This is a genomic window from Pseudomonas sp. NPDC089918 (assembly GCF_050280605.1).
Lineage (GTDB): Bacteria > Pseudomonadota > Gammaproteobacteria > Pseudomonadales > Pseudomonadaceae > Aquipseudomonas.
The window spans coordinates 1-25472 of sequence record NZ_JBNNVP010000027.1; the positions used below are offsets into that span (position 1 = coordinate 1).

The following is a 25472-nucleotide window of genomic DNA, read 5'->3' on the forward strand; positions in this document are numbered from 1 at the left end:
CGCCCCGTTCGGCTGCGCAGCAGTCGTAAAACCGGCGAGTGCGGTTTGCCTGAATGCATCTCCACCCTACACGTATCCCTGATAATTCGGGTGCTGCCGCGCGCAGAATCCGCAGCGGGTTGGCATTTACCGTGAGCTCCGAAAGGGGAGGTCACGCATCATGGCTAATTTAGGCGGTGTTTCCGAAGCGTTCGCTCGGGGTCGTTCGCAGCTGACTGCACTTTGTGAACTGGCCGTGAATATTTGCTCGGAAGGCGAGTGAAAACTCTGCTTTGCGGCATGATTCAGGCCTTATGTCACCTGCGCTCGTTACAACTGCAAACTCTGCCGTTACGTAGCGAAAGCCCCGTAGGACGGCCTCTCGTCCTCGTGAATTGCGTTGGTCAGGGCCGGTTTTTGACCGTTAGTCCGCTGTCCAGGCCACTTTTGGCGGCGTTCGCGACTATAGCAGCAATGATTAAGTGCTTCAATTCCATAAAAAATTGTTATCATCCGCACCATGACGACTACTGCCCCTTCGACCCCAGCCGTACAACTGCTGGAGGTCTCGCCGGAATATGCCGGCCAACGTATTGATAACTTCCTTCTCGCTCGGCTCAAAGGCGTGCCCAAGACCTTGATTTACCGCATTTTGCGCAAGGGCGAAGTGCGGGTGAACAAGGGTCGGATCAAGCCCGAATACAAGCTGCAGGCGGGCGATATCGTGCGCGTGCCGCCGGTTCGCGTGCCTGAGCGCGACGAACCCGTGCCCTTGGCCCAAGGGCTGTTGCAGCGGCTCGAAGCCTCGATTGTCTACGAAGACAAGGCGCTGATCGTGGTCAACAAGCCTTGCGGCATTGCGGTTCATGGCGGCAGCGGCCTGACTTACGGGGTGATCGAAGCCTTTCGTCAGTTGCGTCCGGATTGCAAGGAGCTCGAACTGGTTCATCGTCTCGATCGTGATACCTCCGGCCTGCTGATGATTGCCAAAAAGCGCAGCATGTTGCGCCACTTGCACACGGCATTGCGCGGCGATGGCGTCGATAAGCGCTATATGGCGCTGGTGCGCGGCAACTGGGCGGCCTCGATCAAGCAAGTCCGTGCGGCGCTGGGCAAGAGCAATCTGCGCTCCGGCGAGCGCATGGTCGAAGTGGACGAGGAGGAGGGCAAGGAGTCTGTGACCGTGTTCAAGGTCCTGCGTCGTTTTGGCGACTTCGCTACCCTGATCGAAGCCAAGCCGATCACGGGTCGCACTCACCAGATTCGCGTCCATACTCTGCATGCCGGACATTGCATTGCTGGTGATACCAAGTACGGCGATGAGGGTTTCAGCAAAGAGATTCGTGATCTTGGCGGCAAGCGTCTGTTTCTGCACGCGTACATGCTGACGGTGCCGCTGCCTGATGGTGGTGAGCTCAAGTTGCAGGCGCCGGTCGACGAGATGTGGGCCAAAACCGTGGAGCGCTTGAGTGCACCCTACTGATTACAAGCTGCTGATTTTCGATTGGGACGGCACGCTGGCTGACTCCATTGGTCGGATTGTCGAGGCGATGCATGTCGCGTCCGAGCGGGCCGGTTTTCAGTTGCGTGACGATTTTGCCGTCAAAGGCATTATCGGTCTGGGCTTGCCGGAAGCGATCCGCACCCTGTATCCCGAGATTGGCGACACCGAGCTGATAGCATTCCGTCAGCACTATGCGGATCACTACATTGCGGCGGAGGCCGTGCCGTCCCCGCTGTTTGAGGGTGTTGTCGAGTCTCTCGAAGCGTTTCGTGCCGAGGGGTATCATCTGGCAGTAGCGACCGGCAAAGCTCGTCGTGGGCTGGATCGGGTGCTGAAGTCTCACGGCTGGGAAGATTATTTCGATATCACCCGTGCTGCTGACGAAACCGCCAGCAAGCCCCATCCGCTAATGCTTGAGCAGATTCTCGCCCATTGCGAGGTTCGCCCGGAGCAAGCGCTGATGGTTGGCGATTCGTCGTTCGACCTGCAGATGGCGCGCAATGCGGGCATGGATTCGGTGGCGGTCAGCTATGGAGCTCAATCGATCGACGCCTTGAAGCTATTTGAGCCGAAACTGGCCATTGATCGTTTTTCAGAGTTGCACGCCTGGCTGAATCAGCGGGTTTAATTGGTTTTTCTGCTGGGGTACATGGCATGACCGACGAATGGAAAGCGCCCGCCAAGGCGAGTGCGGAAGCGGGTGACGAGAAAAGCTGGAAGCTGCTGGAGAAAACCTTGCTGGCTGGTGTGCAGGAACAGCGCCGGTCCCGTCGCTGGGGGATATTCTTCAAGTCGCTGACTTTCTTGTACCTGTTCGGCGTGTTGGTTCTCTTGTCGCCGATGATAAGTATGGAGAAAGGCGCAAGCCTCGGCTCTGGCTACACGGCGCTGATCGATATAACGGGCATGATTGCCGACAAAGAGCCGGCCAGTGCCGACAATATCGTCGGCAGTCTGCGTGCAGCCTTCGAGGACAAGAAGGTCAAGGGTGTGGTTCTGCGGATCAACAGCCCTGGCGGTAGTCCGGTGCAGTCGGGTTATGTCTACGACGAGATCCGTCGTTTGCGCGGCCTGCATCCAGATACCAAGGTTTATGCGGTGATCTCGGATCTGGGCGCTTCCGGTGCCTATTACATCGCTAGCGCCGCGGATCAGATCTACGCCGACAAGGCGAGCCTGGTGGGTTCCATCGGTGTGACGGCGGCCGGTTACGGTTTTGTCGGGACCATGGAGAAGTTGGGTGTGGAGCGTCGTACCTACACTTCTGGGGAGCACAAATCGTTCCTCGATCCGTTCCAGCCGCAGAAGCCCGCGGAAATCCAATTCTGGCAGAGCGTGCTCGATACCACCCATCAGCAGTTCATCAATAGCGTCAAGAAGGGTCGTGGTGATCGCCTGAAGGATAAAGAGCATCCGGAGCTGTTCTCCGGGCTGATCTGGTCGGGTGAGCAGGCCCTGTCGCTGGGCTTGATCGATGGGCTGGGCAATGCCAGTTCGGTTGCTCGTGATGTGATCGGTGAGAAAGAACTGGTGGATTTCACTGTTGAGGAGTCGCCATTCGATCGCTTCTCGAAAAAGCTCGGGGCCAGCGTGGCTGAGCATTTGGCGATGTGGATGGGCTTCCAGGGGCCAGCATTGCGCTGATCATCTGGCTGCATAAACAAACCGGCCCGAGTGGCCGGTTTTTTGTGCGAGCGCGGTTGTAGCGGCTTTAGGGGATTTGCACGCCTTCAGCCAGCAACATATCGATCAGGCGAATCAACGGTAGGCCGATCAGGCTGGTGGCGTCAGGGCCTTCGGTGCTTTGAAACAGGCTCACCCCCAAACCTTCGGCCTTGAAGCTGCCAGCGCAGTCGTAGGGCTGTTCGGCGCGCAGGTAGCGTTCGATGCGCGCTGCGTCGAGTGCGCGCATGTGCACGGTAAAGGGCACGCAGTCGACCTGGCAGTGGCCGGTCTGACTATTGAGCAGTGCCAGGCCGGTCAGGAAGGTCACGCTGGCGCCGCTGGATGCCAGCAGTTGTTCGCGGGCCTTTTCGAAAGTGTGAGGTTTGCCGATAATCCGCTCGCCGAGTACGGCGACCTGATCCGAGCCGATGATCAAATGGGCCGGATGACTGCCTGCCAGTGCACGGGCTTTTTCTTCGGCGAGACGCTTTACCAGTTCGACGGCTGACTCGTCCGGGCGATGGCTTTCGTCGATATCCGGCGAGCTGCACGTGAACGGCAGCTGCAAGCGGGCCAGCAGTTCCCGGCGATAGGACGAGCTTGAAGCGAGTAATAAAGGCAGCATGCGCATCTCCAAAAGGGCAGGGGCGAATTCTAGCGCAGGCTCAAGTGACGGACAGGGCTGAATTTCCTTTGACATGGCTGGGGGCATCCCTATAATGCTGCGCCTATGTTGAATGACCCGATTCCACCTCACGTTGACCCGCGCAAATTGGCTGACCGTGGCACCACCCTTCAAGGTGAACTGCTGCTGGCCGATTTGGAGAGACTCTGCGACCCGCTTTCCGATACTGTCGGTACGGTGCAGGCTAAATTCGTTTTTGAACGAGATGAACGTAAATCTGTGGTGATTCACAGCTTTATCGACACCGAAGTCAAAATGGTTTGCCAGCGTTGTCTTGAGCTGGTCACCCTGCCGATCCATAGCGAATGCAGTTATGCTGTGGTGAAGGAGGGTGCGAATACCCAGTCGTTGCCGAAAGGTTATGACGTGCTGGAACTGGGCGAAGATCCTTTGGATCTGCAGTCACTGATCGAGGAGGAGCTTCTGCTCGCCTTGCCCATTGTGCCTGCTCATCATCCGGAAGAATGCCAGCAGCCGGCGGGTCTCGATGAGCCCGAACCGAGCGAGGACGAGGTAACGCGGTCCAACCCGTTCAGTGTATTGGCGCAGTTAAAGCGTGACCCAAACGTTTAGGAGTTAATCAATTATGGCTGTTCAGCAGAACAAAAAATCCCGCTCTGCCCGTGACATGCGTCGTTCGCACGACGCTCTCGAGGCTAGCACCCTGTCTGTAGAAAAAACCACCGGTGAAGTTCACCTGCGTCACCACGTATCGCCAGAAGGCGTATACCGTGGCCGTAAAGTGATCGACAAGGGCGCTGACGAGTAATCACTTGTCCGCTCAAGTCATCGCGATTGACGCAATGGGCGGGGACTTCGGTCCCCGCAGCATTGTTCAGGCCAGCCTTGCTTGTCTGTCTGCTACACCCTCGCTGCACCTGACCCTCGTCGGTCAACCTTCCCTTCTTGAAGAACTGCTCTCTGGCCAATCGGCTGTGGATCGCTCGCGCCTGTCGATTGTGCCGGCGTCCGAAGTCATCACCATGGACGAAAAACCTGCCCAGGCCTTGCGTGGCAAGCCCGATTCGTCGATGCGCGTGGCGCTGGAGTTGCTGCGAGACGGCAAGGTCCAGGCCTGTGTCAGTGCCGGCAATACCGGCGCGCTGATGGCATTGTCACGGTTTGTGCTCAAGACCTTGCCGGGCATCGATCGGCCGGCAATGATCGCGGCTATTCCAACGCAGAAGGGCTACTGCCAGTTGCTCGATCTGGGTGCCAATGTCGATTGCACTGCCGAGCACTTGTTGCAGTTCGCAGTGATGGGTTCGGTCGCGGCAGAAACCCTGGGTATCGTTCGCCCGAGGGTCGCATTGCTGAACATCGGTACTGAAGACATCAAGGGCAATCAGCAGGTCAAGCTGGCGGCTACGTTGTTGCAGAATGCTCGTGGCATCAATTACATCGGGTTTGTCGAAGGTGACGGCTTGTACCGTGGCGAGGCGGATGTGGTGGTGTGTGACGGCTTTGTCGGCAATATCCTGCTCAAGTCCAGCGAAGGCCTGGCGACCATGATTGCCGGGCGCATCGAGGCGTTATTCAAGAAAAATTTCGCGTCCAAAGTGGTGGGTGCGCTGGCGCTGCCGCTGATGAAACGCTTGCAGGCTGAGCTGGCGCCGGCACGGCATAACGGCGCAAGTTTCCTCGGTTTGCAGGGAATTGTCGTGAAAAGCCACGGTTCGGCGGGGGTGCAGGGTTTTCAGAGTGCGATACAGCGAGCGCTGATCGAGATCCAGGAAAACCTGCCGGAGCGGCTTCATGGGCGCCTGGAAGATTTGTTGCCTTAGGCGTTTTCGTCGGACAATGCTTAAATGTGACCGCTCAGTTCAATGGGCCATCCAACTGTGAGTTTCTTGCGTTCCAGAAACGGGACGTCATTCTCCGACGACAAGATCATTAGGGGCTTGTTACATGTCTGCTTCCCTCGCATTCGTCTTTCCAGGACAGGGTTCGCAGTCCCTCGGCATGCTGGCCGAGTTGGGCGCGCAACATCCGGTGGTCCTCGAAACATTCAAAGAAGCTTCCGATGCTCTGGGTTACGACCTGTGGGCACTGACCCAGCAAGGGCCGGAAGAACAACTCAATCAAACCGATAAAACCCAGCCGGCCATTCTGACCGCATCGATCGCCTTGTGGCGTCTGTGGCTGGCTGAAGGCGGCGCGCGACCGGCGTACGTTGCCGGTCACAGCCTGGGCGAATACAGCGCCCTGGTGGCTGCAGGCAGTCTGAGCCTGGGCGACGCAGTGAAGCTGGTAGAGCGTCGCGGTCAGTTGATGCAAGAGGCTGTTCCGGCCGGGCAGGGCGGCATGGCTGCAATCCTGGGTCTGGAAGATGCTGACGTACTGGCAGCCTGTGCCGAAGCGGCGCAAGGCGAAGTGGTGAGCGCGGTCAACTTCAACTCCCCGGGCCAGGTAGTGATCGCTGGCGCCAAGGCGGCGGTCGAGCGCGCCATCGAAGGCTGCAAGGCACGTGGCGCCAAGCGCGCCATGCCATTGCCGGTCAGCGTGCCGTCTCATTGCGAATTGATGCGTCCGGCCGCCGAGCGGTTCGCCGAATCGATCGCAGCGATCGACTGGCAGGCACCGCAGATTCCTGTAGTACAGAACGTCAGCGCCAACGTGCCGGCGGATCTGGAAACCCTGAAGCGCGATCTGCTTGAACAGCTCTACAAGCCTGTACGCTGGGTCGAGTCGATCCAGGCGCTGGCGGCCAAGGGCGCGACCAATCTGGTCGAGTGCGGCCCTGGTAAAGTGCTTGCCGGTTTGAACAAACGTTGCGCTGAAGGCGTGTCGACCTCTAACCTCAATACCCCAGACGCTTTCGCTGCCGCCCGCGCAGCGCTGGCCTGAACAAGGAGAAGCTTGCATGAGTCTGCAAGGTAAAGTTGCACTGGTTACCGGTGCCAGCCGTGGTATCGGCCAGGCTATCGCTCTGGAATTGGGTCGTCAGGGTGCCATTGTTATCGGCACCGCGACTTCCGCTTCGGGGGCCGAGCGTATCGCTGCGACCCTGAAAGAAAATGGTATTCAGGGCACTGGCCTGGAACTCAATGTCACCAGCGACGAGTCCGTAGCGGCCGTGCTGGCGAGCATCCAGGCGCAATTCGGTGCGCCGGCGATCCTGGTCAATAATGCCGGTATCACCCGCGATAATCTGATGATGCGCATGAAAGATGACGAATGGCATGACGTCGTCGATACCAATCTGAACAGTCTGTTCCGCCTGTCCAAGGGCGTTTTGCGCGGCATGACCAAAGCCCGTTGGGGACGAATTATCAGTATTGGTTCGGTTGTGGGTGCCATGGGCAACGCAGGCCAAGTAAACTACGCTGCCGCCAAGGCCGGTCTGGAAGGTTTCAGCCGTGCACTGGCGCGTGAAGTCGGTTCGCGTTCGATTACGGTAAACTCGGTGGCCCCAGGGTTCATCGACACCGATATGACCCGTGAACTGCCCGAGGCGCAGCGTGAAGCCTTGCAGACGCAGATTCCGCTGGGTCGTCTGGGGCAAGCTCAAGAGATCGCGTCTGTGGTCGCTTTTCTTGCATCCGACGGTGCGGCTTACGTTACTGGGGCTACAATCCCGGTGAACGGCGGGATGTACATGAGTTAAATGTGACGGATTGCTTCAAAAAAATGTCATACGAGCTGTCTAAAATCCGTTATAAAGCTGCAATCTATTTATAGACAGAGGGTCGCCGGGTTTGAGGAGTGAAGCTTTCAGTTGAAAAACTGAAAAGTCTTTCTATACACTTACCCACCGGCCAGCTGCCTGAATTTGTCCATTAGGAGTGAAAACAAGGTATGAGCACCATCGAAGAGCGCGTCAAGAAAATCGTTGCTGAGCAACTGGGCGTTAAAGAAGAAGAAGTGGTCAACACTGCTTCCTTCGTTGAAGACCTGGGTGCCGACTCCCTTGACACTGTTGAGCTGGTGATGGCTCTGGAAGAGGAATTCGAGACCGAAATCCCTGACGAAGAAGCCGAGAAGATCACTACTGTACAAGCAGCAATCGACTACGTTACCAGCCACCAGGCGTAATAGTTTTTAGTCGTCGCTCGCTGTCATGGAAAAACCGCACTGCCATCCTGGCGTGCGGTTTTTTCTTTAGGCCTGATGCAAAGTCGTCATTTGAAAAAGGAGAGTGCTGTGTCGCGTAGACGCGTCGTAGTCACCGGTATGGGTATGTTGTCGCCACTGGGCACGGATGTGCCGAGCAGCTGGCAGGGCATTCTGGCTGGCCGCAGTGGCATTGGTCTGATCGAACACACCGACCTTTCTGCCTATTCCACCCGTTTTGGCGGCTCGGTAAAGGGCTTCAATGTCGAGGAATACCTGTCGGTCAAGGAAGCTCGCAAACTCGACCTGTTCATTCAATACGGTCTGGCTGCAGGTTTTCAAGCCGTGCGTAACGCAGGTCTTGAGGTCACCGACGCTAACCGCGAGAGGATTGGCGTGGCCATGGGCTCGGGTATTGGCGGTCTGACCAATATCGAAGAAACCAGCCGCACGCTGCATGATTCCGGCCCACGACGGATATCTCCGTTTTTCGTGCCAGGCTCGATCATCAATATGATTTCCGGTTTCCTGTCCATCCACTTGGGCGCACAGGGACCTAACTACGCCATCGCCACGGCGTGTACCACCGGTACGCACTGCATCGGCATGGCGGCACGCAACATCATGTACGACGAAGCCGACGTGATGATTGCCGGTGGGGCCGAGATGGCCGCATGTGGTCTGGGCATGGGCGGCTTCGGTGCCTCCCGCGCACTGTCGACCCGCAACGACGAGCCGACCCGCGCCAGCCGTCCATGGGACAAGGGCCGTGATGGCTTCGTGCTGTCCGATGGCGCCGGCGCACTGGTGCTCGAAGAACTGGAGCATGCCAAGGCCCGTGGCGCGACCATCTACGCCGAGCTGATCGGCTTCGGCACCAGTGGCGATGCTTACCACATGACCTCGCCACCGGCCGATGGCGCGGGTGCTGCGCGTTGCATCACCAATGCCTTGCGCGATGCGAAGATCAATAGCGATCAGGTTCAGTACATCAACGCCCACGGCACTTCGACCTCGGCTGGCGACCTTGCCGAAGCCTGTGCGATCAAATCCGTGTTCGGCGATCATGCCTACAAGCTGGCGGTCAGTTCGACCAAGTCCATGACCGGTCACCTGTTGGGTGCGGCGGGCGCGGTCGAGGCGATTTTCAGCGTGCTGGCAATCAACAGCCAGGTAGCACCGCCGACCATCAACCTCGATGAGCCGGACGAAGGCTGCGACCTCGACTTCGTACCCCACACCGCGCGTGGCATGGATATCGACGTGGTGCTGTCCAACTCCTTCGGATTTGGTGGTACCAATGGCTCGCTGGTGTTCCGCCGGTTCGCTGACTGATGGACAGCTGGGTCGACGGTCAACCGGCTGACGCTTTGTCGCTGAAGGATCGCGGCCTGGCTTACGGTGACGGTCTGTTCGAAACCGTTGCGGTCAAGGGCGGGCAGCCGCTGCTGCTGGATCGACATCTGTCGCGTCTGGCGGAGGGATGTTCGCGCCTGGCGATTGCCGCTGATCATCAACTGATCCGTGCAGAGCTGCTGGCCTATGCCGCCGCGTTGGGCGAGGGCGTGCTCAAACTGATCCTCACCCGCGGCGACAGCCTGCGCGGTTACGCCGTCGATCCCTCGGCTCAGGCTCGGCGCATTCTGCAAGGCAATCCTCCTGCTGCTTATCCGGCTGTTCATGCGGAGCAGGGCGTTCGGCTGTTTCCTTGTGCGACACGGCTTTCCAAACAGCCATTGCTCGCCGGTCTCAAGCATTTGAATCGTCTGGAGCAGGTCATTGCCCGTTCCGAATGGCAGGACACCGAGCATGCCGAAGGCTTGATGCTGGATCAGGTCGGGCGGGTGGTCGAAGGTGTGTTCAGTAATCTGTTCCTGGTGCGCGATGGCGTGCTGGTAACCGCCAATCTCAAACGCTGTGGCGTGGCGGGCGTGATGCGTGCCGAATTATTGTTTCAAGCCAAGTCATTGGGGATTCCCACGCAAATTACCGATATCACCCTCGAGCAGCTGCAATGGGCTGACGAGGTCTTTGTCTGCAACAGCGTGTATGGCGTTTGGCCGGTGCGCGCCTATGCCGCACTGAGCTGGCCGGTTGGGCCGCTCACCCGTAAACTCCAAACCATTGCCCGTGCGCTACTGGATGCTTGATTCGTGAGACGTAAATTCTTGCTGCTGCTGGAAACCGGATTGGTTCTGGCGGGGCTGTTGGCCGGCGCTTGCGCCTGGAAAATCGATTCGGCGCTGGAACAGCCGCTGAACATCGCCCAGGAAGAGCTGCTGGAAGTGCCCAAAGGCACTACGCCAAACCGCACCTTCCTTCGACTCGAAGCCGATGGCGTCATCAAAGACGCTTTCTGGCTGCGCGTGTATTGGCGCTTTAATCTGGCAGGGCAACCGTTGCACAGCGGTGAATACCGCATGGTGCCGGGTATGACAGTCAATGGGCTGATCGACCTGTGGAAGCGCGGAGAAATGGTGCAGTACAGTCTGACGCTGGTCGAAGGCTGGAATTTCCATCAGGTTCGCGCGGCCCTGGCCAAGGATGAAAAACTCGAACAGACCCTGAACGGTCTCAGCGACAGCCAAGTGATGGACAAACTCGGCCACAGCGGGATTTTCCCCGAAGGACGATTCTTCCCCGACACCTATCGTTTCGTGCGGGGCATGACCGACGCCGATCTGCTCAAGAAAGCTTACGACCGCCTCGATGAGGTCCTCCTCAAGGAATGGAACCAGCGCGCTGCCGACGTCCCTTACACCGGGCCCTATCAGGCGCTGATCATGGCCTCGCTGGTGGAAAAGGAAACCGGTGTGCCGCAGGAGCGTCGGCAGATCGCCGGCGTGTTCGTGCGGCGCATGGAGATGGGCATGCTGTTGCAGACCGATCCAACGGTGATTTATGGTTTGGGTGATCGTTACAACGGCAAGTTGACCCGTGCTCATCTCAAGGAGCCGACGCCGTATAACACCTATATGATTGCTGGGCTGCCGCCGACGCCGATTGCGATGGTGGGTCGCGAAGCGATCCATGCGGCGTTGAATCCGGCGGACGGCAACAGCCTGTATTTTGTCGCGCGCGGTGATGGCAGCCACGTGTTCTCCGATGATCTGGACGCCCACAACAATGCGGTGCGCGAGTTCCAGATCAATCGACGTGCCGATTACCGTTCCAGCCCTGCGCCGACTGTTACGCCGTCGACGGAGGATGCCCAGGCGCCAATCCCGGCGGCTTCGCCCAATACGGCGCCCGAAGAAATGCCGCCAGTAGCGCCGCAAGACTCTGAGCAAGGCTCTGCACAAGAGCCTGCACAAGAACCTGCGCCAGCACCCGAAGCGGATGCGCCTGCGCCGCAAAGCCCGCAATGACTCTGACTAAGGACTGCCTGTGACTGGCTTGTTTATTACCCTGGAAGGCCCGGAAGGCGCCGGCAAGAGCACTAATCGCGAATACCTGGCCGAGCGTCTGCGCGCTGCCGGGATCGAGGTGGTGTTGACCCGGGAGCCCGGCGGCACGCCCCTGGCTGAGCGGATTCGCGACGTGCTGTTGGCGCCGGTCGATGAGGTCATGAACCCCGACACCGAGTTGCTCTTGGTGTTCGCCGCGCGAGCCCAGCATCTGGCCGAGGTGATCCGTCCGGCGCTGGCCTGTGGCGCGGTAGTCCTGTGCGATCGCTTTACCGATTCGACTTATGCCTATCAGGGCGGTGGTCGCGGTTTGTCGCTGGAGCGCATTGCGACCCTCGAAACATTCGTCCAGGGCGATTTGCGCCCGGACTTGACGCTGATTTTCGATCTGCCGGTAGAAGTGGGTCTGGCCCGCGCCAGCGCCCGCGGTCGCCTGGATCGCTTCGAGCTCGAAGGCCGAGCGTTTTTCGATGCGGTGCGCACTGCCTTCCTCGAGCGTGCCAAGGCGGATCCTGCGCGTTATGTCCTGGTGGATGCCGCTCAGCCGTTGGCACAGGTTCAGCAGGCTCTGGATGCCTTGTTGCCACGTCTGCTGGAGCTGACCCGTGGCTGAAGCCTATCCGTGGCAGGACAGTCTTTGGCAGCAATTGGCCGGCCGTGCCCAGCACGCCCATGCCTATTTGCTGCATGGCCCGGCCGGGATCGGCAAGCGCGCGCTGGCCGAGCGTCTGATGGCCCATTTGTTGTGTCAGCGCCCGACCGCCCAAGACGCCTGCGGTGAGTGCAAATCCTGTCTGCTGCTGAAGGCTGGCAGTCACCCCGACAACTACATTTTGGAGCCGGAAGAAGCAGACAAGGCGATCAAGGTTGATCAGGTGCGTGATCTGGTCAGCTTCGTGGTTCAGACCGCGCAGATGGGCGGGCGCAAAGTGGTGCTGATCGAGCCAGTCGAGTCGATGAACATCAACGCCGCCAACGCCTTGCTGAAAAGCCTTGAAGAGCCGTCCGGCGATACTGTTTTGCTGTTGGTCAGCCACCAGACCAGCCGTCTGCTGCCAACCATCAAGAGCCGTTGCGTGCAGCAAGCCTGTCCATTACCAAGCGAAGCCATGAGTCTGGCCTGGTTGGCCAGCGCTTTGCCGGATTGTGCGCAAGAAGAGCGCATCGAGCTGCTTACCCTCGCCGCCGGTTCGCCATTGGCCGCGGTCAAATTGCAGGCACAAGGCGTGCGCGAGCAGCGGGCTCTGGTGGTCGAGGGCGTGAAGAAGTTGCTCAAGCACCAGCAATCGCCGACCCAGTTGGCCGAGGAGTGGAAAACCATTCCCATGTTGCTGCTGTTCGACTGGTTCTGCGACTGGTCGAGCCTGATCCTGCGTTATCAATTGACTCAGGATGAAGCCGGGCTGGGGTTGGCAGACATGCGCAAAGTGATTCAATACCTGGCGCAGAAATCCGCTCAGGACAAAGTCCTGAATATCCAGGACTGGATTCTCGCCCAGCGGCAGAAAGTGATGAGCAAAGCCAACCTCAATCCTGCGTTGTTGCTGGAGGCGCTGTTGGTGCAATGGGTATCCTTGCCTACCCAGAAGTAACTGTCTAGGCCTAGACTCTGATCATCAGACAGTGGAGGTCAGCATGAACGAAGCCATCAGTCCGGGGCCGCGCAATGGCATTTTGTCCTTGACCATCAAGGACAGGGCCGTGCTCTACGCGGCCTACATGCCGTTCATCAAGAATGGTGGCCTGTTTATCCCGACCAACAAAAGCTACAAGTTGGGCGATGAGGTCTTCATGCTGCTGCACCTGATGGACGAACCGGAAAAAATTCCGGTCGCCGGCAAGGTCACCTGGATCACCCCCAAAGGTGCCCAGGGCAATCGCGCCGCCGGGGTTGGCGTGCAATTCAACGAAGGCGACAACACCGCGCGCAGTCGAATCGAAACCCATCTGGCCGGAGCCCTGAAGTCCGACCGTCCCACTCATACGATGTAAGTTGCAGCCCTTTTATGCTCGTAGATTCCCATTGTCACCTTGATCGCCTCGACCTCACCGCCCACGACGGCTCCCTGGATGCCGCGCTCGATGCGGCCCGTGAGCGCGGGGTAGGGCACTTTCTGTGCATTGGCGTCAGCGCCGATAACGCCGCCGACGTCAAAGCCCTGGCTGAACGTTACGACGATGTCGACTGTTCGGTCGGTGTGCATCCACTCGATGTGCAGCCGGGTGCCGCACCGGCGCTGGACTGGCTGTTGCACGAACTCAATCATCCGCGAGTGGTGGCGATCGGTGAAACCGGTCTGGATTATCACTACGAGCCGGAAGCGGCAGCGCTGCAGCAGGAATCGTTCCGTCTGCACCTGCAAGCAGCTCAAAAGACCGGCAAACCGGTGATCATTCATACCCGTGGCGCGCGGGCCGATACCCTTGAACTGCTGCGCGAAGCGGCACTGCCTCAGGCGGGTGTGCTGCATTGCTTCACCGAAGACTGGGAAATGGCCAAGGCTGCGCTGAACATGGGGTATTACATTTCCTTGTCCGGTATTGTCACTTTTCGCAATGCCGATGCCCTGCGGGATGTGGCCAGCAAGGTACCGGCTGACCGGTTGCTGGTGGAGACCGACTCGCCGTACCTGGCGCCGATCCCTTATCGCGGCCAACCGAACCTGCCGCAATACGTACGCGAGGTAGCGGAATTTCTGGCCATGTTGCGAGGTGAGTCCTACGAACGATTTGCCGAGCAAACCACCGAGAATTTCAAGCGTTTGTTCCCGTTGGCGCACGTCAGGGCATCGGTGTAACGTTAGAAAAGATCGCAGCCTTCGGCAGCACCTACGTGGCTTTGGCCGCTGAATCACAGGCAAAAAAAACCCGGGTTCTGGGGGGGGAATCCGGGTTAAGACCATTAGGAGTAAAACAAAGGCACGCAATCCGTTGGTACCTTCATCGGCGCGACACTTGGGGGAGATGCCTCGCCGACAGTTGAAGTATTGATCAGTATTGCGCCGAGTCCAGTTTAGCTGGTCGGGTTTTTAAACAAATTTGGAATACGCGCGCTTCGGTTGAGTTCTCATCAACCCTCAAGGTGGCGCGAATTCATCAAGAAACACAGATATGGTCGGATGATCCGTGCATTTTGGCGTAAGTTAGGCATAATACGCGGCTTCGAATTTTGACCCCTACAGACCTTTTCTTATGCATAAAGAACCTCGTAAGGTCCGTGAGTTTCGTCGCCGCGAGCAAGAAATTCTCGATACCGCGCTCAAGCTGTTCCTCGACCAAGGTGAAGACAGTGACACCGTCGAGATGATTGCTGATGCCGTCGGTATCGGCAAAGGCACGATCTACAAGCACTTCAAATCCAAGGCGGAGATCTATCTGCGCCTGATGCTCGATTACGAGCGCGATTTGAACGAGCTGTTGCATTCCGCCGATGTCGATAAGGACAAGGAAGCCCTGTCCCGGGCCTACTTCGAATTCCGCATGCGCGACCCGCAACGCTATCGGTTGTTCGATCGCCTGGAAGAAAAGGTGGTCAAGGGCAACCAGGTGCCGGAGATGGTCGAGGAACTGCACAAGATCCGCGCCTCGAACTTCGAGCGCCTGACCCTGCTGATCAAGGGCCGGATCAGCGAAGGCAAGCTCGAAGACGTGCCGCCTTACTTCCATTACTGCGCGGCCTGGGCTCTGGTACATGGCGCGGTGGCGCTGTATCACTCGCCGTTCTGGAGCAATGTGCTGGAAGATCAGGAAGGTTTCTTCCAGTTCCTGATGGACATCGGCGTGCGCATGGGCAACAAGCGCAAACGCGATACCGACACGCCGAGCAACTGAACCCGTCAGTTGCCTTGTTGCGCCATGATTTAGCTACATGGCGCAGTACCGCAGGAATATACTCAGGCATAGGGCTTGCTAAAACTTGATTTGTGAGTCAAGTTTTGCGTGTTCGAATCTTCTTTCGCCGGAGTGATCCATGATCGTTGACCGTCAAGGCAGGCGTTTTCGCAATTTGCGGATCAGTCTGACCTCAGCCTGCAATTACGCTTGTACTTACTGCGTGCCCAACGGCAAGCGGCTGGTGGCTGCGCAGGATGAGTTGTCGGCCGAGGCCATGGCACGCGGCGTGGCCTATCTGATAGAGGCCGCGGGCATCGAGCGTTTGCGCATTACCGGTGGCGAGCCATTGGTCAGTCCCAAGCTCGAAGCCTTCATGACTGCCGTCGGGCAGATGGGCCTGGCGGACATCAGCCTGACCACCAATGGTCAGTTGCTGGCGAAAAAGCTGCCGCTGTTGGTGAATGCCGGCATTCGGCGCATCAACGTTTCCCTCGATACTCTGGATGCCAGCGCTTTTCGCAGCATTGCGCGCGGTGGTGATCTGGCGACCGTCCTCGACGGTATGGACCAGGCCGCAGCGGCCGGTATGAAGATCAAGGTCAATATGGTGCCGCTGCGTGGGCAGAACCTTGATCAGGTAATGCCGCTGCTCGACTACTGCCTGGAGCGCGGCTACGAGTTGCGCTTTATCGAGTTGATGCGCATGGGCCACTTGGCCAGCGACTCCAATGCCTTCCTGCAACAGTTCGTCAGCCTTCAGCAGTTGCTGAGCCTGATCGGCGAACGCTACGAGTACCTTCAGGCCGATGCGCCAGTCGATGCCACGGCGGTGCGTTACCAGATTCCGGGGCTGGGCCACTTTGGCGTGATCGCCAACGAAAGCGTTCCGTTTTGCCGCACCTGTTCGCGTCTACGCTTGTCGTCTACAGGTTGGCTGCATGGCTGCCTGTCGTCGAGCAATCGTCACTATGTCGGCGATTTGTTGGATAAACCTCGTCACCAGGCGCTACCGGCCTTGCAGCGACTGCTGGTCAAAGCCTTGGGCGACAAGCAGGAAGTGGCGTTCTCCGGTGGCGCGACCATCATGAAGATTATTGGCGGCTGATCGGGCCCTGTGGCGAGGGGGCTTGCCCCCGTTGGGTCGCGAAGCGGCCCTAAAACCATTCTCCCCATTGTGTCAGAAGCACCGCATGTATCGGTTTTACGGCTGCTATGCAGCCGAACGGGGGCAAGCCCCCTCGCCACAGTTCATGCTTGAAATGATATGAGTTCCAGGGACTGGCGCGGAAGCTGCATCCCATGGCCATTCGCCGGTTTTCCGTCACCGGCCTCTGGAGGGTAGGATGCGTAGCCTGGTTTTGCTGCTGGCCGTTTTGGCGCTTGGTGGCTGCATGAATGTCAGCGATATGGCCGAAGGGACTCGCTACCACATGAGCGACGCCGGCCTGCTGGACCACAGCGACAGCCGTCGTGTGAATAACTTCCGCATTCAGCCGGACTCGTTCATCTACATCGCCCAAGGTGCCTTCGTGCCGCCAGGCAATGCCTACCCGCGACCTAACGTGGTGGCCGAAGAGGCCTTCAACGGCTTTATCGAATATTTCCCGATGATCCGCCGCGCCCGCGCGCCGGAAGGCCTCGACGCTGCCATGGGCGAAGCCCGTGCCGCCGGCGCCCATTACCTGCTGTACACGCGTTTCGCCAAGGCTGACGACCGCATCGGTAACTCGGACGAATGGCTCGACCAGGAACACGTGGATCGCCTCGGAATCGACAACGGCGTGATTCAGATCATGTTGATCGAGACCAGCACCCAGTATTTGATTGATACTGCACGTATCAAGAGTCGTGGCGGTTTACTGACGTTCCACGACAACAAGCCAGAAGACTTGCTGGGCCCGCCGCTGGAGCAATACGCTCGTAGCCTGCTGGGGCTCAGCGACCAGTAATTCAAAGGAGAACGCCATGAGTGGCCCGCAAAAAGCCAACGATCTGTTGGGGCAAATCCCCAAAACCAAAGGCTTGCCGCCGGTCCACTTGTGGAACCCCGACTTCTGCGGCGACATCGACATGCGCATCGCCCGCGACGGCACCTGGTATTACCTGGGCACGCCGATCGGGCGCAAGCCGATGGTCAAGCTGTTCTCCACCATCATTCGCCGAGACGGCGATGATTACTTTCTGATTACCCCGGTCGAAAAGGTTGGCATCAAGGTCGACGATGCGCCGTTCGTGGCGATTGCCGTGGAGGTCGAAGGCGAGGGTGAAGCCCAGGTCTTGCGCTTTACCACCAACGTCGATGAAACGGCCGATGCCGGCGCCGAGCACCCTATGCGCGTGGTGATCGATCCGGTGACTCAGGAACCCGCGCCGTACGTGCATGTGCGCACCAACCTTGAAGCGCTGATCCATCGCAATGTGTTCTACCAACTGGTGGAGCTGGCGGTGAGTCGTGAAATCGACGGGCAGCGTTGGCTGGGCGTGTGGAGCGGTGGCGAATTCTTCCCGATCGGGCTTGAGCCATAGTCGATTGAGCGTTGGCAACGAAACGGCCCGTTATTGCAACGGGCCGTTTTTTTGGGCTTACAAACCTTTGCTCTTGAGCCTGGCGGCATGTTCAAGGTAGAGCATGACCGGGCTCACGTTCCAACTGTTGATCCCTGCCATCTGATTGACTGCGTCGAAATGGTCCATGGGGTAATCCGAGCGGATCACTTTGCCCAAGTGAGAGCTGTAGCGGCCGACCAATCCATCGTTGGCGTGCTCCTCCTTGTAAAACAACTTCGACAGCACTTTACAGTTCAAATGGGTCGGGTCGAGGAGTTGCAGGCTTTGGAAGTTCTGCACGATCCCGCTCCAGGAGTAGTAATACACGCCGTTTTCGACTTCGTTACCTTCCCCGCCCCAAACCTTTGGCACCCCTTGCGGGTACTTGCGATTGAAGGCGGCCAATCCTGCGCTGGTCAGCGATTCGAATGCCGCTTCAGCATCAATCGGGTTTTCCGGATGGCCGCTGATCAACGAAATGAAGGTGCCGACCGCGCCAAACAGGGCCAGTACGAACGCTTCGGGCAACTCTCCGGGCGTCAGCGCCTTATGCAATTGGTCGGCAATCTCGGAGCCATGATTGGGGCAACTGACGGACGTGACCGACGCGACCTTTTCCGGGTGCAGCGCTGCTACGTAGCGTGCGGCCAGAGGGCCTTGGCTATGGCCGATCAGATTGACCTTGGCAGCTCCCGTTTCCAGCAAAATGCGGTTGACGTGCTCGAGCAGTTTTTCGCCGCGTTCTTCATTGCCGTTGACGGTTGGAATATTGACCGCAAACACCTGAGCACCGGCGCGTTCAAGGGCTTCCTCGATTTCGAAGAAGTAAGGGTAACCGGCGATTTTATCGAAGCCGAAAAGACCGTGAACCAACACAATGGGGTACTTCGTAGACGCATCCATGTCCATGTTCATACCTATCGATAGCGGATTTGAAGGAGAACAGACCGCTGACTGCCCGATCTGCTGCGGCTAACCGTAGTTTACAAAGTGGATGGGATCAAAGCGCTTCGAGCAGGATTCGGACGAACAGCCGTGTCCGTATGGCAAGGCATCTGAAAATCCAATTGACACCCAATCATATGATGATTAGCGTGGACACCCATCGCGAACGGCGTTGTGTCGTTTGTTTTTTATCACCGGTCGACGAGGTGCCCATGTCCAGCAGTTTTCATGCGTCGACGGTCGACTGGCTGGGGTGCTGGATTGCTGCCGGCCAGGTAAAGCCCGGCGAAACCATCAAGGTCGAAGCCGACCTGGGCGAGCAGCTCGGTGTCAGCCGCACGGTCATCCGCGAAGCCATCAAAACCCTGGTGGCCAAAGGCATGCTCGAAGTCGGGCCGAAGGTCGGCACACGCGTATTGCCGGTGCGTCGCTGGAACCTCTTCGATCCTCAAGTCGTCGGCTGGCTGTCGCGCAACGGCTTGCCGGAAAACTTCGTCGACGACCTGCTCGACCTGCGCCGCACCATCGAACCCATGGCGGTGCGCTGGGCCTGCGAGCGGGCGACGGTGGAACAAGTGCAAGCCGTACTCCAGGCCTATAACGCGTTGGAACGGGCAGTGGACAGCGGCATCGATTACAACCGCGCGGACCAGTTCTTCCACGAGTGCATCCTCGCCGCCAGCCACAATCAATTCATCGAACAAATGGTCCCGGCCCTCGGTGCGTTGCTGGCCGTGTCTTTCGAAGTGTCTGCCGCCGACCCGGACGAACTGCGCCGAACCTTGCCAATCCACAAAGACATGGCCGACGCCATCGCCGCCCGGGATGCCGCGCGGGGTGTGTGGGCTTGCATGACCCTGATCGATAACGCGGACCTGGCGATCAAACGCTTCTACCCGCAAGTCATGGCCGACAAGAAGGCTAGCTGACAATAAGAACCCTTGTGGGAGCGGGCTTGTGTGGCGAGGGGGCTTGCCCCCGTTGGGTCGCGAAGCGGCCCCGGCATTTCAAAGTTAAACCGCATGTAACGGTTTTACGACTGCTTCGCAGTCGAACGGGGGCAAGCCCCCTCGCCACACAGGCTTGTTCCAACATAAAAGCAATAAAAAAGGAGGTTTCATGACGTGGACTGCGGTTACCGGACACCGTGCGCAACTCGGCGAAGGCCCGTTTTGGGATGCTCCGACCCAGGCGCTGTATTGGGTAGATATCGCCGGTAAACAAGCGCTCAGGCTGATCGGCGCCAATGTGCAAATCTGGCAGATGCCGGAGCACGTGTCCGCATTCATCCCCAGCGAAAGCGGCGATGCCCTGGTGACATTGAGCAGTGGGGTTTATCGGCTGGATCTGGATTCCCCAGGCCTGGAACCTCGGCTGACCTTGTTCTGCGTCGCCGATCCGCAACCCGGCAATCGCCCCAACGAAGCTCGCTGCGATGCCCAGGGCCGGCTCTGGTTGGGCACCATGCAAAACAACATCGGTGAGCAGGGCGAAGATTTGCCCGTCGTGCGCCGGTCCGGTGGCCTGTTTCGCATCGACCGCGATGCTCGGGTCACGCCGCTACTACGAGGATTAGGCATCCCCAACACGTTGCTATGGAGCGACGACGGCACAACCCTGTATTTCGCCGACAGCCTCGACAGCACGCTTTACCGGCATTTCATCCATACCGACGGCAACCTGGACACCGCCTATGTCTGGTTTGGCCCCCACGAACGTGGCGGCCCCGATGGCTCGGCGATGGATGCCGAGGGCTATATCTGGAATGCCCGATGGGATGGCAGTTGTCTGCTCAGGCTGAACCCGGATGGTTATGTGGATCGGGTGATCGAACTGCCGGTCAGCCGTCCCACCAGTTGCGTGTTCGGTGGCGAAGACTTCAAAACCCTGTACATCACCAGCGCCGCAAGCCCGCTCAATCACCCGCTGGACGGCGCGCTGTTATCGATTCGCGTGGATGTGCCCGGAAAACCCTGTCAGCGATTCGCTGGATAAATCCCAAAATATGGGATGTAAAATTATATATTGAGATTATTTGGCGGTCGGGTTTATAGTCGGCCCCATCAGTTACACGCACTCACACTTAAAAAAACAAAACAGGTGAAGTGATGCAGCGATATTCCACCGCACTCCCGTACGGAGTCAGTGCTTCAGGCCGCCTCGGCGCCCGGGCGTTTTCGCGCCTGCCTGCCTATTTCCAAAAGCCTTTTGACCGGACATCGACAGATGTCCGGTTTTCGTCGTGCCTTCAAACAGGAGTGTTGATCCATGGCTGAACCTCTTTCCTTGCCACCAGTGCCCGAACCGCCCAAGGGCGAGCGGTTGAAAAACAAGGTCGTGCTGCTGACCGGCGCCGCTCAGGGTATTGGCGAAGCGATTGTCGCGACCTTCGCCTCTCAGCAGGCCAAGCTGATCATCAGCGATATCCAGGGCGAGAAAGTCGAAAAAGTCGCGGCGCACTGGCGTGAACAAGGTGCGGATGTCGTGGCAATCAAGGCCGACGTATCGCGCCAGCAAGACCTGCACGCCATGGCCAGATTGGCCATTGAGCTTCACGGCCGGATCGATGTGCTGGTCAACTGCGCCGGGGTCAACGTGTTCCGCGATCCGCTGGAAATGACCGAGGAAGATTGGCGTCGCTGCTTCGCCATCGATCTGGACGGCGCCTGGTATGGCTGCAAAGCCGTGTTGCCGCAAATGATCGAGCAGGGCATCGGCAGCATCATCAATATTGCCTCCACCCATTCCACTCACATCATTCCCGGCTGCTTCCCGTACCCGGTGGCCAAGCATGGCTTGCTGGGACTGACCCGCGCCTTGGGCATCGAGTACGCACCGAAGGGTATTCGCGTCAACGCCATCGCACCGGGCTACATCGAAACCCAACTGAACGTCGATTACTGGAACGGTTTTGCCGACCCCCATGCCGAACGTCAGCGGGCCTTCGACCTGCATCCACCGCGGCGCATCGGCCAGCCGATTGAAGTGGCGATGACCGCTGTGTTCCTGGCCAGCGATGAAGCGCCGTTCATCAATGCCTCGTGCATCACCATCGATGGTGGGCGCTCGGTCATGTACCACGACTGAATAACTCGGGTTTCAAGCGCGAAACTACGTCTGAAATCCAATCATCATACGATATGACTATTAGCTGCATGCTTTGAAGGCTTTCAAATAACGCTCAAAAAAAATAACAAGGAGTCAGCTTATGAAACGTCGTCGTGGGATCCGTTCCCTGTGCTGTGCCGCTTTGGCGGTCACCGCGGTCAGCCTCAGCAGTACATTGCTGGCGGCCGAGGAAGTGAAGATTGGTTTTCTGGTCAAGCAAGCGGAAGAGCCCTGGTTCCAGACCGAATGGGCCTTCGCCGAAAAGGCCGGCAAGGACAAGGGCTTCACCCTCATCAAAATCGCCGTGCCTGATGGCGAGAAAACCCTCTCGGCCATCGACAGCCTGGCGGCCAACGGCGCCAAGGGCTTCGTGATCTGCCCGCCGGACGTGTCCCTGGGCCCTGCGATCATGGCCAAGGCCAAGCTCAACGGTTTGAAAGTGATCGCCGTCGATGACCGTTTCGTCGATGCCGGCGGCAAGTTCATGGAGGACGTGCCGTACCTCGGCATGGCGGCCTTCGAAGTCGGCCAGAAGCAGGGCGCCGCCATGGCCACAGAGGCGAAGAAACGCGGCTGGGACTGGAAAGACACCTACGCGGTGATCAACACCTACAACGAACTTGATACCGGTAAGAAACGCACTGACGGTTCTGTCAAAGCGCTGGAAGACGCCGGTATGCCGAAAGACCACATCCTCTTTTCTGCGCTGAAAACCCTCGACGTACCGGGCAGCATGGACGCCACCAACTCGGCCTTGGTGAAGCTTCCGGGCGCGGCGAAAAACCTGATCATCGGCGGCATGAACGACAACACCGTGCTGGGCGGCGTGCGCGCCACTGAGAGCGCCGGTTTTGCCGCAGCCAACGTGATCGGCATCGGCATCAACGGCACCGATGCCATCGGTGAACTGAAGAAACCCAACAGCGGCTTCTTCGGCTCGATGCTGCCGAGCCCGCACATTGAGGGCTACAACACCGCGAGCATGATGTACGAGTGGGTCACCACCGGCAAAGAACCGCCCAAATACACCGCGATGGACGACGTTACGCTGATCACGCGCGACAACTTCAAGCAGGAACTGGAAAAAATCGGCCTGTGGAACTGAGGCGCGGTTGATTTCATCGGCGGCCCTGGCGACGGGGCTGCCTGACCGGTGTGATGAGGTGGGTTTATGCACGCGCACGTACAAACAAATGAACAGAGCATTGGCGGCAGCCTGCGCTTCAACGGGATCGGCAAAACCTTTCCCGGGGTGAAGGCGCTGGACGGCATCAGTTTCGTCGCCCATCCGGGGCAGGTTCACGCCTTGATGGGCGAGAACGGCGCCGGTAAATCCACGCTGCTGAAAATCCTTGGCGGTGCTTACACGCCGAGCAGCGGCGATCTGCAGATCGGTGAGCGGACGAGGGTCTTCAAGTCCACCGCCGACAGCATTGGCAGCGGGGTTGCGGTGATCCATCAGGAGCTGCACCTGGTGCCGGAAATGACCGTCGCCGAGAACCTGTTTCTCGGGCATCTGCCGGCGAGTTTCGGCCTGATCAATCGCGGCGCTTTGCGGCAACAGGCATTGGCCTGCCTTAAAGGCCTGGCCGATGAAATCGATCCACAAGAGAAAGTCGGGCGCTTGTCCCTCGGTCAGCGGCAACTGGTGGAAATCGCCAAGGCGTTGTCCCGTGGCGCGCATGTGATTGCATTCGACGAGCCCACCAGCAGCCTGTCGGCGCGGGAAATCGATCGCTTGATGGCGATCATCGGACGCCTGCGCGACGAAGGCAAAGTGGTGCTTTACGTCTCACATCGCATGGAAGAAGTGTTCCGCATCTGTAACGCGGTGACGGTGTTCAAGGACGGTCGCTTCGTGCGCACCTTCGAGGACATGAGCGCGCTGACCCATGATCAGTTAGTGACGTGCATGGTCGGTCGCGACATTCAGGACATCTACGATTACCGCAGCCGTGCGCGTGGTGCGGTGGCGCTCAAGGTCGACGGGTTACTGGGGCCGGGCTTGCGTGAGCCGGTGAGTTTCGAGGCGCACAAGGGGGAAATCCTCGGGCTGTTCGGCCTGGTCGGGGCCGGGCGCACCGAGCTGTTCCGAATGCTCAGCGGGCTCACGCGCAACACCGCCGGGCGCCTGGAGTTGCGCGGTCGCGAACTGAAACTGCATTCGCCACGCGATGCCATCGCCGCGGGGATTCTGCTGTGCCCCGAGGACCGCAAGAAGGAGGGCATCCTGCCGCTCGCAAGCGTCGCCGAGAACATCAACATCAGCGCTCGCGGCGCCCATTCCACCTTCGGTTGCCTGTTGCGCGGCTTGTGGGAAAAAGACAATGCCGACAAGCAGATCAAGGCGCTGAAGGTGAAGACGCCCAACGCGGCGCAGAAAATCATGTACCTGTCTGGCGGCAATCAGCAGAAGGCGATTCTCGGTCGCTGGCTGTCGATGCCGATGAAAGTCCTGCTGCTCGACGAGCCCACCCGGGGCATCGACATCGGTGCCAAAGCCGAGATTTACCAGATCATCCATAACCTGGCCGCCAGCGGCATCGCGGTGATTGTGGTGTCCAGCGACCTGATGGAAGTCATGGGTATTTCTGACCGCATCCTGGTGCTCTGCGAAGGCGCGATGCGCGGCGAACTGACCCGCGAACAAGCCAATGAATCCAACCTGCTGCAACTGGCGTTGCCACGCCAACGTGCTGCCGACGTGGCGAACTGAGAGGTGACTATGACCGTCCAAAACAATGCTCTGCCAACCCCGCGAAAACCTCTGGACCTGCGGCGCTTTCTCGATGACTGGGTGATGCTGCTGGCGGCCGTCGGGATCTTCGTGCTCTGCACCTTGCTGATCGACAACTTCCTGTCGCCGCTGAACATGCGCGGTCTGGGCCTGGCGATTTCTACGACCGGAATTGCCGCGTGCACCATGTTGTATTGCCTGGCGTCCGGGCATTTCGACTTGTCGGTGGGCTCGGTGATTGCCTGCGCCGGCGTAGTCGCGGCGGTGGTGATGCGCGACACCGACAGCGTGTTCCTCGGTGTCAGTGCGGCGCTGGTGATGGGGCTGATCGTCGGGCTGATCAACGGGATCGTGATTGCCAAGCTGCGGGTCAATGCGTTGATCACCACGCTGGCGACCATGCAGATCGTTCGGGGCCTTGCGTACATTTTTGCCAACGGCAAAGCGGTGGGCGTTTCGCAGGAACAGTTCTTCGTCTTCGGTAATGGTCAGTTGTTCGGCGTGCCGGTGCCGATTCTAATCACCATCGTCTGCTTCCTGTTTTTCGGCTGGTTGCTGAACTACACCACCTACGGGCGCAACACCATGGCCATCGGCGGCAACCAGGAAGCGGCGTTGCTGGCCGGGGTCAACGTTGACCGGACCAAGATCCTCATCTTCGCCGTACACGGTGTGATCGGTGCGTTGGCCGGGGTGATCCTGGCGTCGCGCATGACGTCCGGTCAGCCGATGATTGGCCAGGGTTTCGAGCTGACGGTGATCTCGGCTTGCGTACTCGGCGGGGTGTCGTTGAGTGGCGGGATCGGGATGATTCGGCATGTGATTGCCGGGGTGCTGATTCTGGCGATCATCGAGAATGCGATGAACCTGAAGAATATCGATACGTTTTATCAGTACGTGATTCGTGGTTCGATCCTGTTGCTGGCGGTGGTGATTGACCGGTTGAAACAGCGCTGACTTCCACTTGTGGGAGCGGGTTGTCACCGATCATTCCCACGCTTTGCGTGG

General features: G+C 58.8%; 28 protein-coding genes. 26 read left to right on the forward strand and 2 right to left on the reverse strand.

The annotated features are described in order from the left end of the window. Positions 1–499: 499 nt before the first annotated feature. From rluC to sppA, 3 genes are read left to right on the forward strand one after another with little or no spacing between them, the layout of a single operon-like run. A complete protein-coding gene (gene rluC, locus ACQKPC_RS19035; protein ID WP_218397724.1) occupies positions 500–1462 on the forward strand; it encodes a 23S rRNA pseudouridine(955/2504/2580) synthase RluC in 963 nt (320 codons plus the stop codon). Further along, positions 1449–2111, forward strand: a complete 663-nt coding sequence (locus tag ACQKPC_RS19040; protein WP_427625900.1) for an HAD-IA family hydrolase — start codon at positions 1449–1451, stop codon at positions 2109–2111. Before rluC ends, ACQKPC_RS19040 begins: the two co-directional genes overlap by 14 nt. Positions 2112–2137: 26 nt before the next feature. Beyond that, a complete protein-coding gene (sppA, locus tag ACQKPC_RS19045; RefSeq protein ID WP_427625901.1) occupies positions 2138–3127 on the forward strand; it encodes a signal peptide peptidase SppA in 990 nt (329 codons plus the stop codon). A 67-nt stretch (positions 3128–3194) separates the two neighbouring features. On the opposite strand, the gene ACQKPC_RS19050 is transcribed toward sppA, so the two are convergent. Continuing rightward, positions 3195–3773 carry a Maf family protein gene (locus ACQKPC_RS19050; RefSeq protein WP_427625902.1) on the reverse strand — a complete coding sequence of 193 codons (579 nt, stop codon included), beginning with the start codon at positions 3771–3773 and terminating at the stop codon, positions 3195–3197. Between the two features lie 105 nt (positions 3774–3878). Here ACQKPC_RS19050 and ACQKPC_RS19055 point away from each other — a divergent pair, with 105 nt between their 5' ends. From ACQKPC_RS19055 to ACQKPC_RS19135, 17 genes are all read left to right on the forward strand, one after another. Then, a complete protein-coding gene (locus tag ACQKPC_RS19055) occupies positions 3879–4406 on the forward strand; it encodes a YceD family protein (protein ID WP_004371317.1) in 528 nt (175 codons plus the stop codon). Positions 4407–4419: 13 nt separating this feature from the next. Next, complete coding sequence (gene rpmF, locus ACQKPC_RS19060) at positions 4420–4602, forward strand: 50S ribosomal protein L32 (RefSeq protein WP_003179396.1); 183 nt, start codon at positions 4420–4422, stop codon at positions 4600–4602. A gap of 4 nt (positions 4603–4606) precedes the next feature. Beyond that, positions 4607–5617, forward strand: coding sequence for a phosphate acyltransferase PlsX (gene plsX / locus ACQKPC_RS19065; RefSeq protein WP_427625903.1), 1011 nt, complete (start codon positions 4607–4609; stop codon positions 5615–5617). A 124-nt stretch (positions 5618–5741) separates the two neighbouring features. Continuing rightward, on the forward strand, positions 5742–6680 hold the full coding sequence (fabD, locus tag ACQKPC_RS19070; protein ID WP_427625904.1) for an ACP S-malonyltransferase: 939 nt from the start codon (positions 5742–5744) through the stop codon (positions 6678–6680). Positions 6681–6696: 16 nt separating this feature from the next. After that, the gene (fabG, locus tag ACQKPC_RS19075) at positions 6697–7440 is read left to right on the forward strand and encodes a 3-oxoacyl-ACP reductase FabG (RefSeq protein ID WP_305425726.1); all 744 of its coding nucleotides are present in this window, start codon (positions 6697–6699) and stop codon (positions 7438–7440) included. A 191-nt stretch (positions 7441–7631) separates the two neighbouring features. Then, positions 7632–7868: an acyl carrier protein gene (gene acpP, locus ACQKPC_RS19080; protein WP_003175607.1), complete on the forward strand. Its 237-nt coding sequence runs from the start codon at positions 7632–7634 to the stop codon at positions 7866–7868. A gap of 108 nt (positions 7869–7976) precedes the next feature. Then, positions 7977–9221, forward strand: a complete 1245-nt coding sequence (fabF, locus tag ACQKPC_RS19085; protein WP_008067780.1) for a beta-ketoacyl-ACP synthase II — start codon at positions 7977–7979, stop codon at positions 9219–9221. Next, the gene (pabC, locus tag ACQKPC_RS19090) at positions 9221–10036 is read left to right on the forward strand and encodes an aminodeoxychorismate lyase (RefSeq protein WP_427625905.1); all 816 of its coding nucleotides are present in this window, start codon (positions 9221–9223) and stop codon (positions 10034–10036) included. The genes fabF and pabC overlap by 1 nt, the downstream gene beginning before the upstream one ends. A 3-nt stretch (positions 10037–10039) precedes the next feature. After that, positions 10040–11254: an endolytic transglycosylase MltG gene (gene mltG, locus ACQKPC_RS19095; protein ID WP_427625906.1), complete on the forward strand. Its 1215-nt coding sequence runs from the start codon at positions 10040–10042 to the stop codon at positions 11252–11254. A gap of 19 nt (positions 11255–11273) precedes the next feature. Next, entirely contained in the window at positions 11274–11906 is a 633-nt protein-coding gene (gene tmk / locus ACQKPC_RS19100; protein WP_427625907.1) for a dTMP kinase, read from the forward strand. Further along, positions 11899–12885: a DNA polymerase III subunit delta' gene (locus ACQKPC_RS19105; protein ID WP_008067787.1), complete on the forward strand. Its 987-nt coding sequence runs from the start codon at positions 11899–11901 to the stop codon at positions 12883–12885. Before tmk ends, ACQKPC_RS19105 begins: the two co-directional genes overlap by 8 nt. Before the next feature lie 43 nt (positions 12886–12928). Further along, entirely contained in the window at positions 12929–13285 is a 357-nt protein-coding gene (locus ACQKPC_RS19110; RefSeq protein ID WP_427625908.1) for a PilZ domain-containing protein, read from the forward strand. A 14-nt stretch (positions 13286–13299) separates the two neighbouring features. Further along, the gene (locus ACQKPC_RS19115; RefSeq protein ID WP_427625909.1) at positions 13300–14091 is read left to right on the forward strand and encodes a TatD family hydrolase; all 792 of its coding nucleotides are present in this window, start codon (positions 13300–13302) and stop codon (positions 14089–14091) included. Positions 14092–14485: 394 nt separating this feature from the next. After that, positions 14486–15124 (forward strand): TetR/AcrR family transcriptional regulator, encoded by a 639-nt coding sequence (locus ACQKPC_RS19120; protein WP_427625910.1) that lies wholly within the window; start codon positions 14486–14488, stop codon positions 15122–15124. A 139-nt stretch (positions 15125–15263) separates the two neighbouring features. Continuing rightward, the gene (locus ACQKPC_RS19125; RefSeq protein WP_427625911.1) at positions 15264–16232 is read left to right on the forward strand and encodes a GTP 3',8-cyclase MoaA; all 969 of its coding nucleotides are present in this window, start codon (positions 15264–15266) and stop codon (positions 16230–16232) included. A gap of 238 nt (positions 16233–16470) precedes the next feature. Next, the gene (locus ACQKPC_RS19130; protein ID WP_427625912.1) at positions 16471–17076 is read left to right on the forward strand and encodes a DUF4823 domain-containing protein; all 606 of its coding nucleotides are present in this window, start codon (positions 16471–16473) and stop codon (positions 17074–17076) included. Positions 17077–17092: 16 nt separating this feature from the next. After that, positions 17093–17653 (forward strand): DUF1285 domain-containing protein, encoded by a 561-nt coding sequence (locus ACQKPC_RS19135; protein ID WP_008067797.1) that lies wholly within the window; start codon positions 17093–17095, stop codon positions 17651–17653. 57 nt (positions 17654–17710) lie between these two features. Here ACQKPC_RS19135 and ACQKPC_RS19140 read toward each other — a convergent pair whose 3' ends face one another. After that, positions 17711–18583, reverse strand: coding sequence for an esterase/lipase family protein (locus ACQKPC_RS19140; protein WP_427625913.1), 873 nt, complete (start codon positions 18581–18583; stop codon positions 17711–17713). Between the two features lie 248 nt (positions 18584–18831). Between ACQKPC_RS19140 and ACQKPC_RS19145 the strand changes: the two genes are divergently transcribed. The 6 genes from ACQKPC_RS19145 to araH all read left to right on the forward strand — a co-directional run bounded on the left by ACQKPC_RS19145 (position 18832) and on the right by araH (position 25421). Next, positions 18832–19548 carry a FadR/GntR family transcriptional regulator gene (locus ACQKPC_RS19145; RefSeq protein WP_427625914.1) on the forward strand — a complete coding sequence of 239 codons (717 nt, stop codon included), beginning with the start codon at positions 18832–18834 and terminating at the stop codon, positions 19546–19548. Between the two features lie 190 nt (positions 19549–19738). Further along, a complete protein-coding gene (locus ACQKPC_RS19150; RefSeq protein WP_427625915.1) occupies positions 19739–20614 on the forward strand; it encodes an SMP-30/gluconolactonase/LRE family protein in 876 nt (291 codons plus the stop codon). A gap of 273 nt (positions 20615–20887) precedes the next feature. Next, a complete protein-coding gene (locus ACQKPC_RS19155) occupies positions 20888–21706 on the forward strand; it encodes an SDR family oxidoreductase (protein ID WP_427625916.1) in 819 nt (272 codons plus the stop codon). Positions 21707–21827: 121 nt separating this feature from the next. After that, the gene (locus ACQKPC_RS19160) at positions 21828–22832 is read left to right on the forward strand and encodes a substrate-binding domain-containing protein (protein ID WP_427625917.1); all 1005 of its coding nucleotides are present in this window, start codon (positions 21828–21830) and stop codon (positions 22830–22832) included. A 66-nt stretch (positions 22833–22898) separates the two neighbouring features. Next, entirely contained in the window at positions 22899–24443 is a 1545-nt protein-coding gene (gene araG / locus ACQKPC_RS19165) for an L-arabinose ABC transporter ATP-binding protein AraG (protein ID WP_427625918.1), read from the forward strand. Between the two features lie 9 nt (positions 24444–24452). After that, positions 24453–25421 (forward strand): L-arabinose ABC transporter permease AraH, encoded by a 969-nt coding sequence (gene araH / locus ACQKPC_RS19170; protein WP_007903950.1) that lies wholly within the window; start codon positions 24453–24455, stop codon positions 25419–25421. Positions 25422–25472: the final 51 nt, after the last annotated feature.

Bases quoted from the DNA above. Each gene is read 5' to 3' on its own strand.
- rluC (WP_218397724.1), top strand. From the start codon at position 500: ATGACGACTACTGCCCCTTCGACCCCAGCCGTACAACTGCTGGAGGTC.
- sppA (WP_427625901.1), top strand. From the start codon at position 2,138: ATGACCGACGAATGGAAAGCGCCCGCCAAGGCGAGTGCGGAAGCGGGT.
- ACQKPC_RS19050 (WP_427625902.1), bottom strand. From the start codon at position 3,773: ATGCTGCCTTTATTACTCGCTTCAAGCTCGTCCTATCGCCGGGAACTG.
- ACQKPC_RS19055 (WP_004371317.1), top strand. From the start codon at position 3,879: ATGTTGAATGACCCGATTCCACCTCACGTTGACCCGCGCAAATTGGCT.
- rpmF (WP_003179396.1), top strand. From the start codon at position 4,420: ATGGCTGTTCAGCAGAACAAAAAATCCCGCTCTGCCCGTGACATGCGT.
- fabD (WP_427625904.1), top strand. From the start codon at position 5,742: ATGTCTGCTTCCCTCGCATTCGTCTTTCCAGGACAGGGTTCGCAGTCC.
- fabG (WP_305425726.1), top strand. From the start codon at position 6,697: ATGAGTCTGCAAGGTAAAGTTGCACTGGTTACCGGTGCCAGCCGTGGT.
- acpP (WP_003175607.1), top strand. From the start codon at position 7,632: ATGAGCACCATCGAAGAGCGCGTCAAGAAAATCGTTGCTGAGCAACTG.
- pabC (WP_427625905.1), top strand. From the start codon at position 9,221: ATGGACAGCTGGGTCGACGGTCAACCGGCTGACGCTTTGTCGCTGAAG.
- ACQKPC_RS19110 (WP_427625908.1), top strand. From the start codon at position 12,929: ATGAACGAAGCCATCAGTCCGGGGCCGCGCAATGGCATTTTGTCCTTG.
- ACQKPC_RS19115 (WP_427625909.1), top strand. From the start codon at position 13,300: ATGCTCGTAGATTCCCATTGTCACCTTGATCGCCTCGACCTCACCGCC.
- ACQKPC_RS19120 (WP_427625910.1), top strand. From the start codon at position 14,486: ATGCATAAAGAACCTCGTAAGGTCCGTGAGTTTCGTCGCCGCGAGCAA.
- ACQKPC_RS19125 (WP_427625911.1), top strand. From the start codon at position 15,264: ATGATCGTTGACCGTCAAGGCAGGCGTTTTCGCAATTTGCGGATCAGT.
- ACQKPC_RS19130 (WP_427625912.1), top strand. From the start codon at position 16,471: ATGCGTAGCCTGGTTTTGCTGCTGGCCGTTTTGGCGCTTGGTGGCTGC.
- ACQKPC_RS19135 (WP_008067797.1), top strand. From the start codon at position 17,093: ATGAGTGGCCCGCAAAAAGCCAACGATCTGTTGGGGCAAATCCCCAAA.
- ACQKPC_RS19140 (WP_427625913.1), bottom strand. From the start codon at position 18,583: ATGGACATGGATGCGTCTACGAAGTACCCCATTGTGTTGGTTCACGGT.
- ACQKPC_RS19145 (WP_427625914.1), top strand. From the start codon at position 18,832: ATGTCCAGCAGTTTTCATGCGTCGACGGTCGACTGGCTGGGGTGCTGG.
- ACQKPC_RS19150 (WP_427625915.1), top strand. From the start codon at position 19,739: ATGACGTGGACTGCGGTTACCGGACACCGTGCGCAACTCGGCGAAGGC.
- ACQKPC_RS19155 (WP_427625916.1), top strand. From the start codon at position 20,888: ATGGCTGAACCTCTTTCCTTGCCACCAGTGCCCGAACCGCCCAAGGGC.
- ACQKPC_RS19160 (WP_427625917.1), top strand. From the start codon at position 21,828: ATGAAACGTCGTCGTGGGATCCGTTCCCTGTGCTGTGCCGCTTTGGCG.
- araG (WP_427625918.1), top strand. From the start codon at position 22,899: ATGCACGCGCACGTACAAACAAATGAACAGAGCATTGGCGGCAGCCTG.
- araH (WP_007903950.1), top strand. From the start codon at position 24,453: ATGACCGTCCAAAACAATGCTCTGCCAACCCCGCGAAAACCTCTGGAC.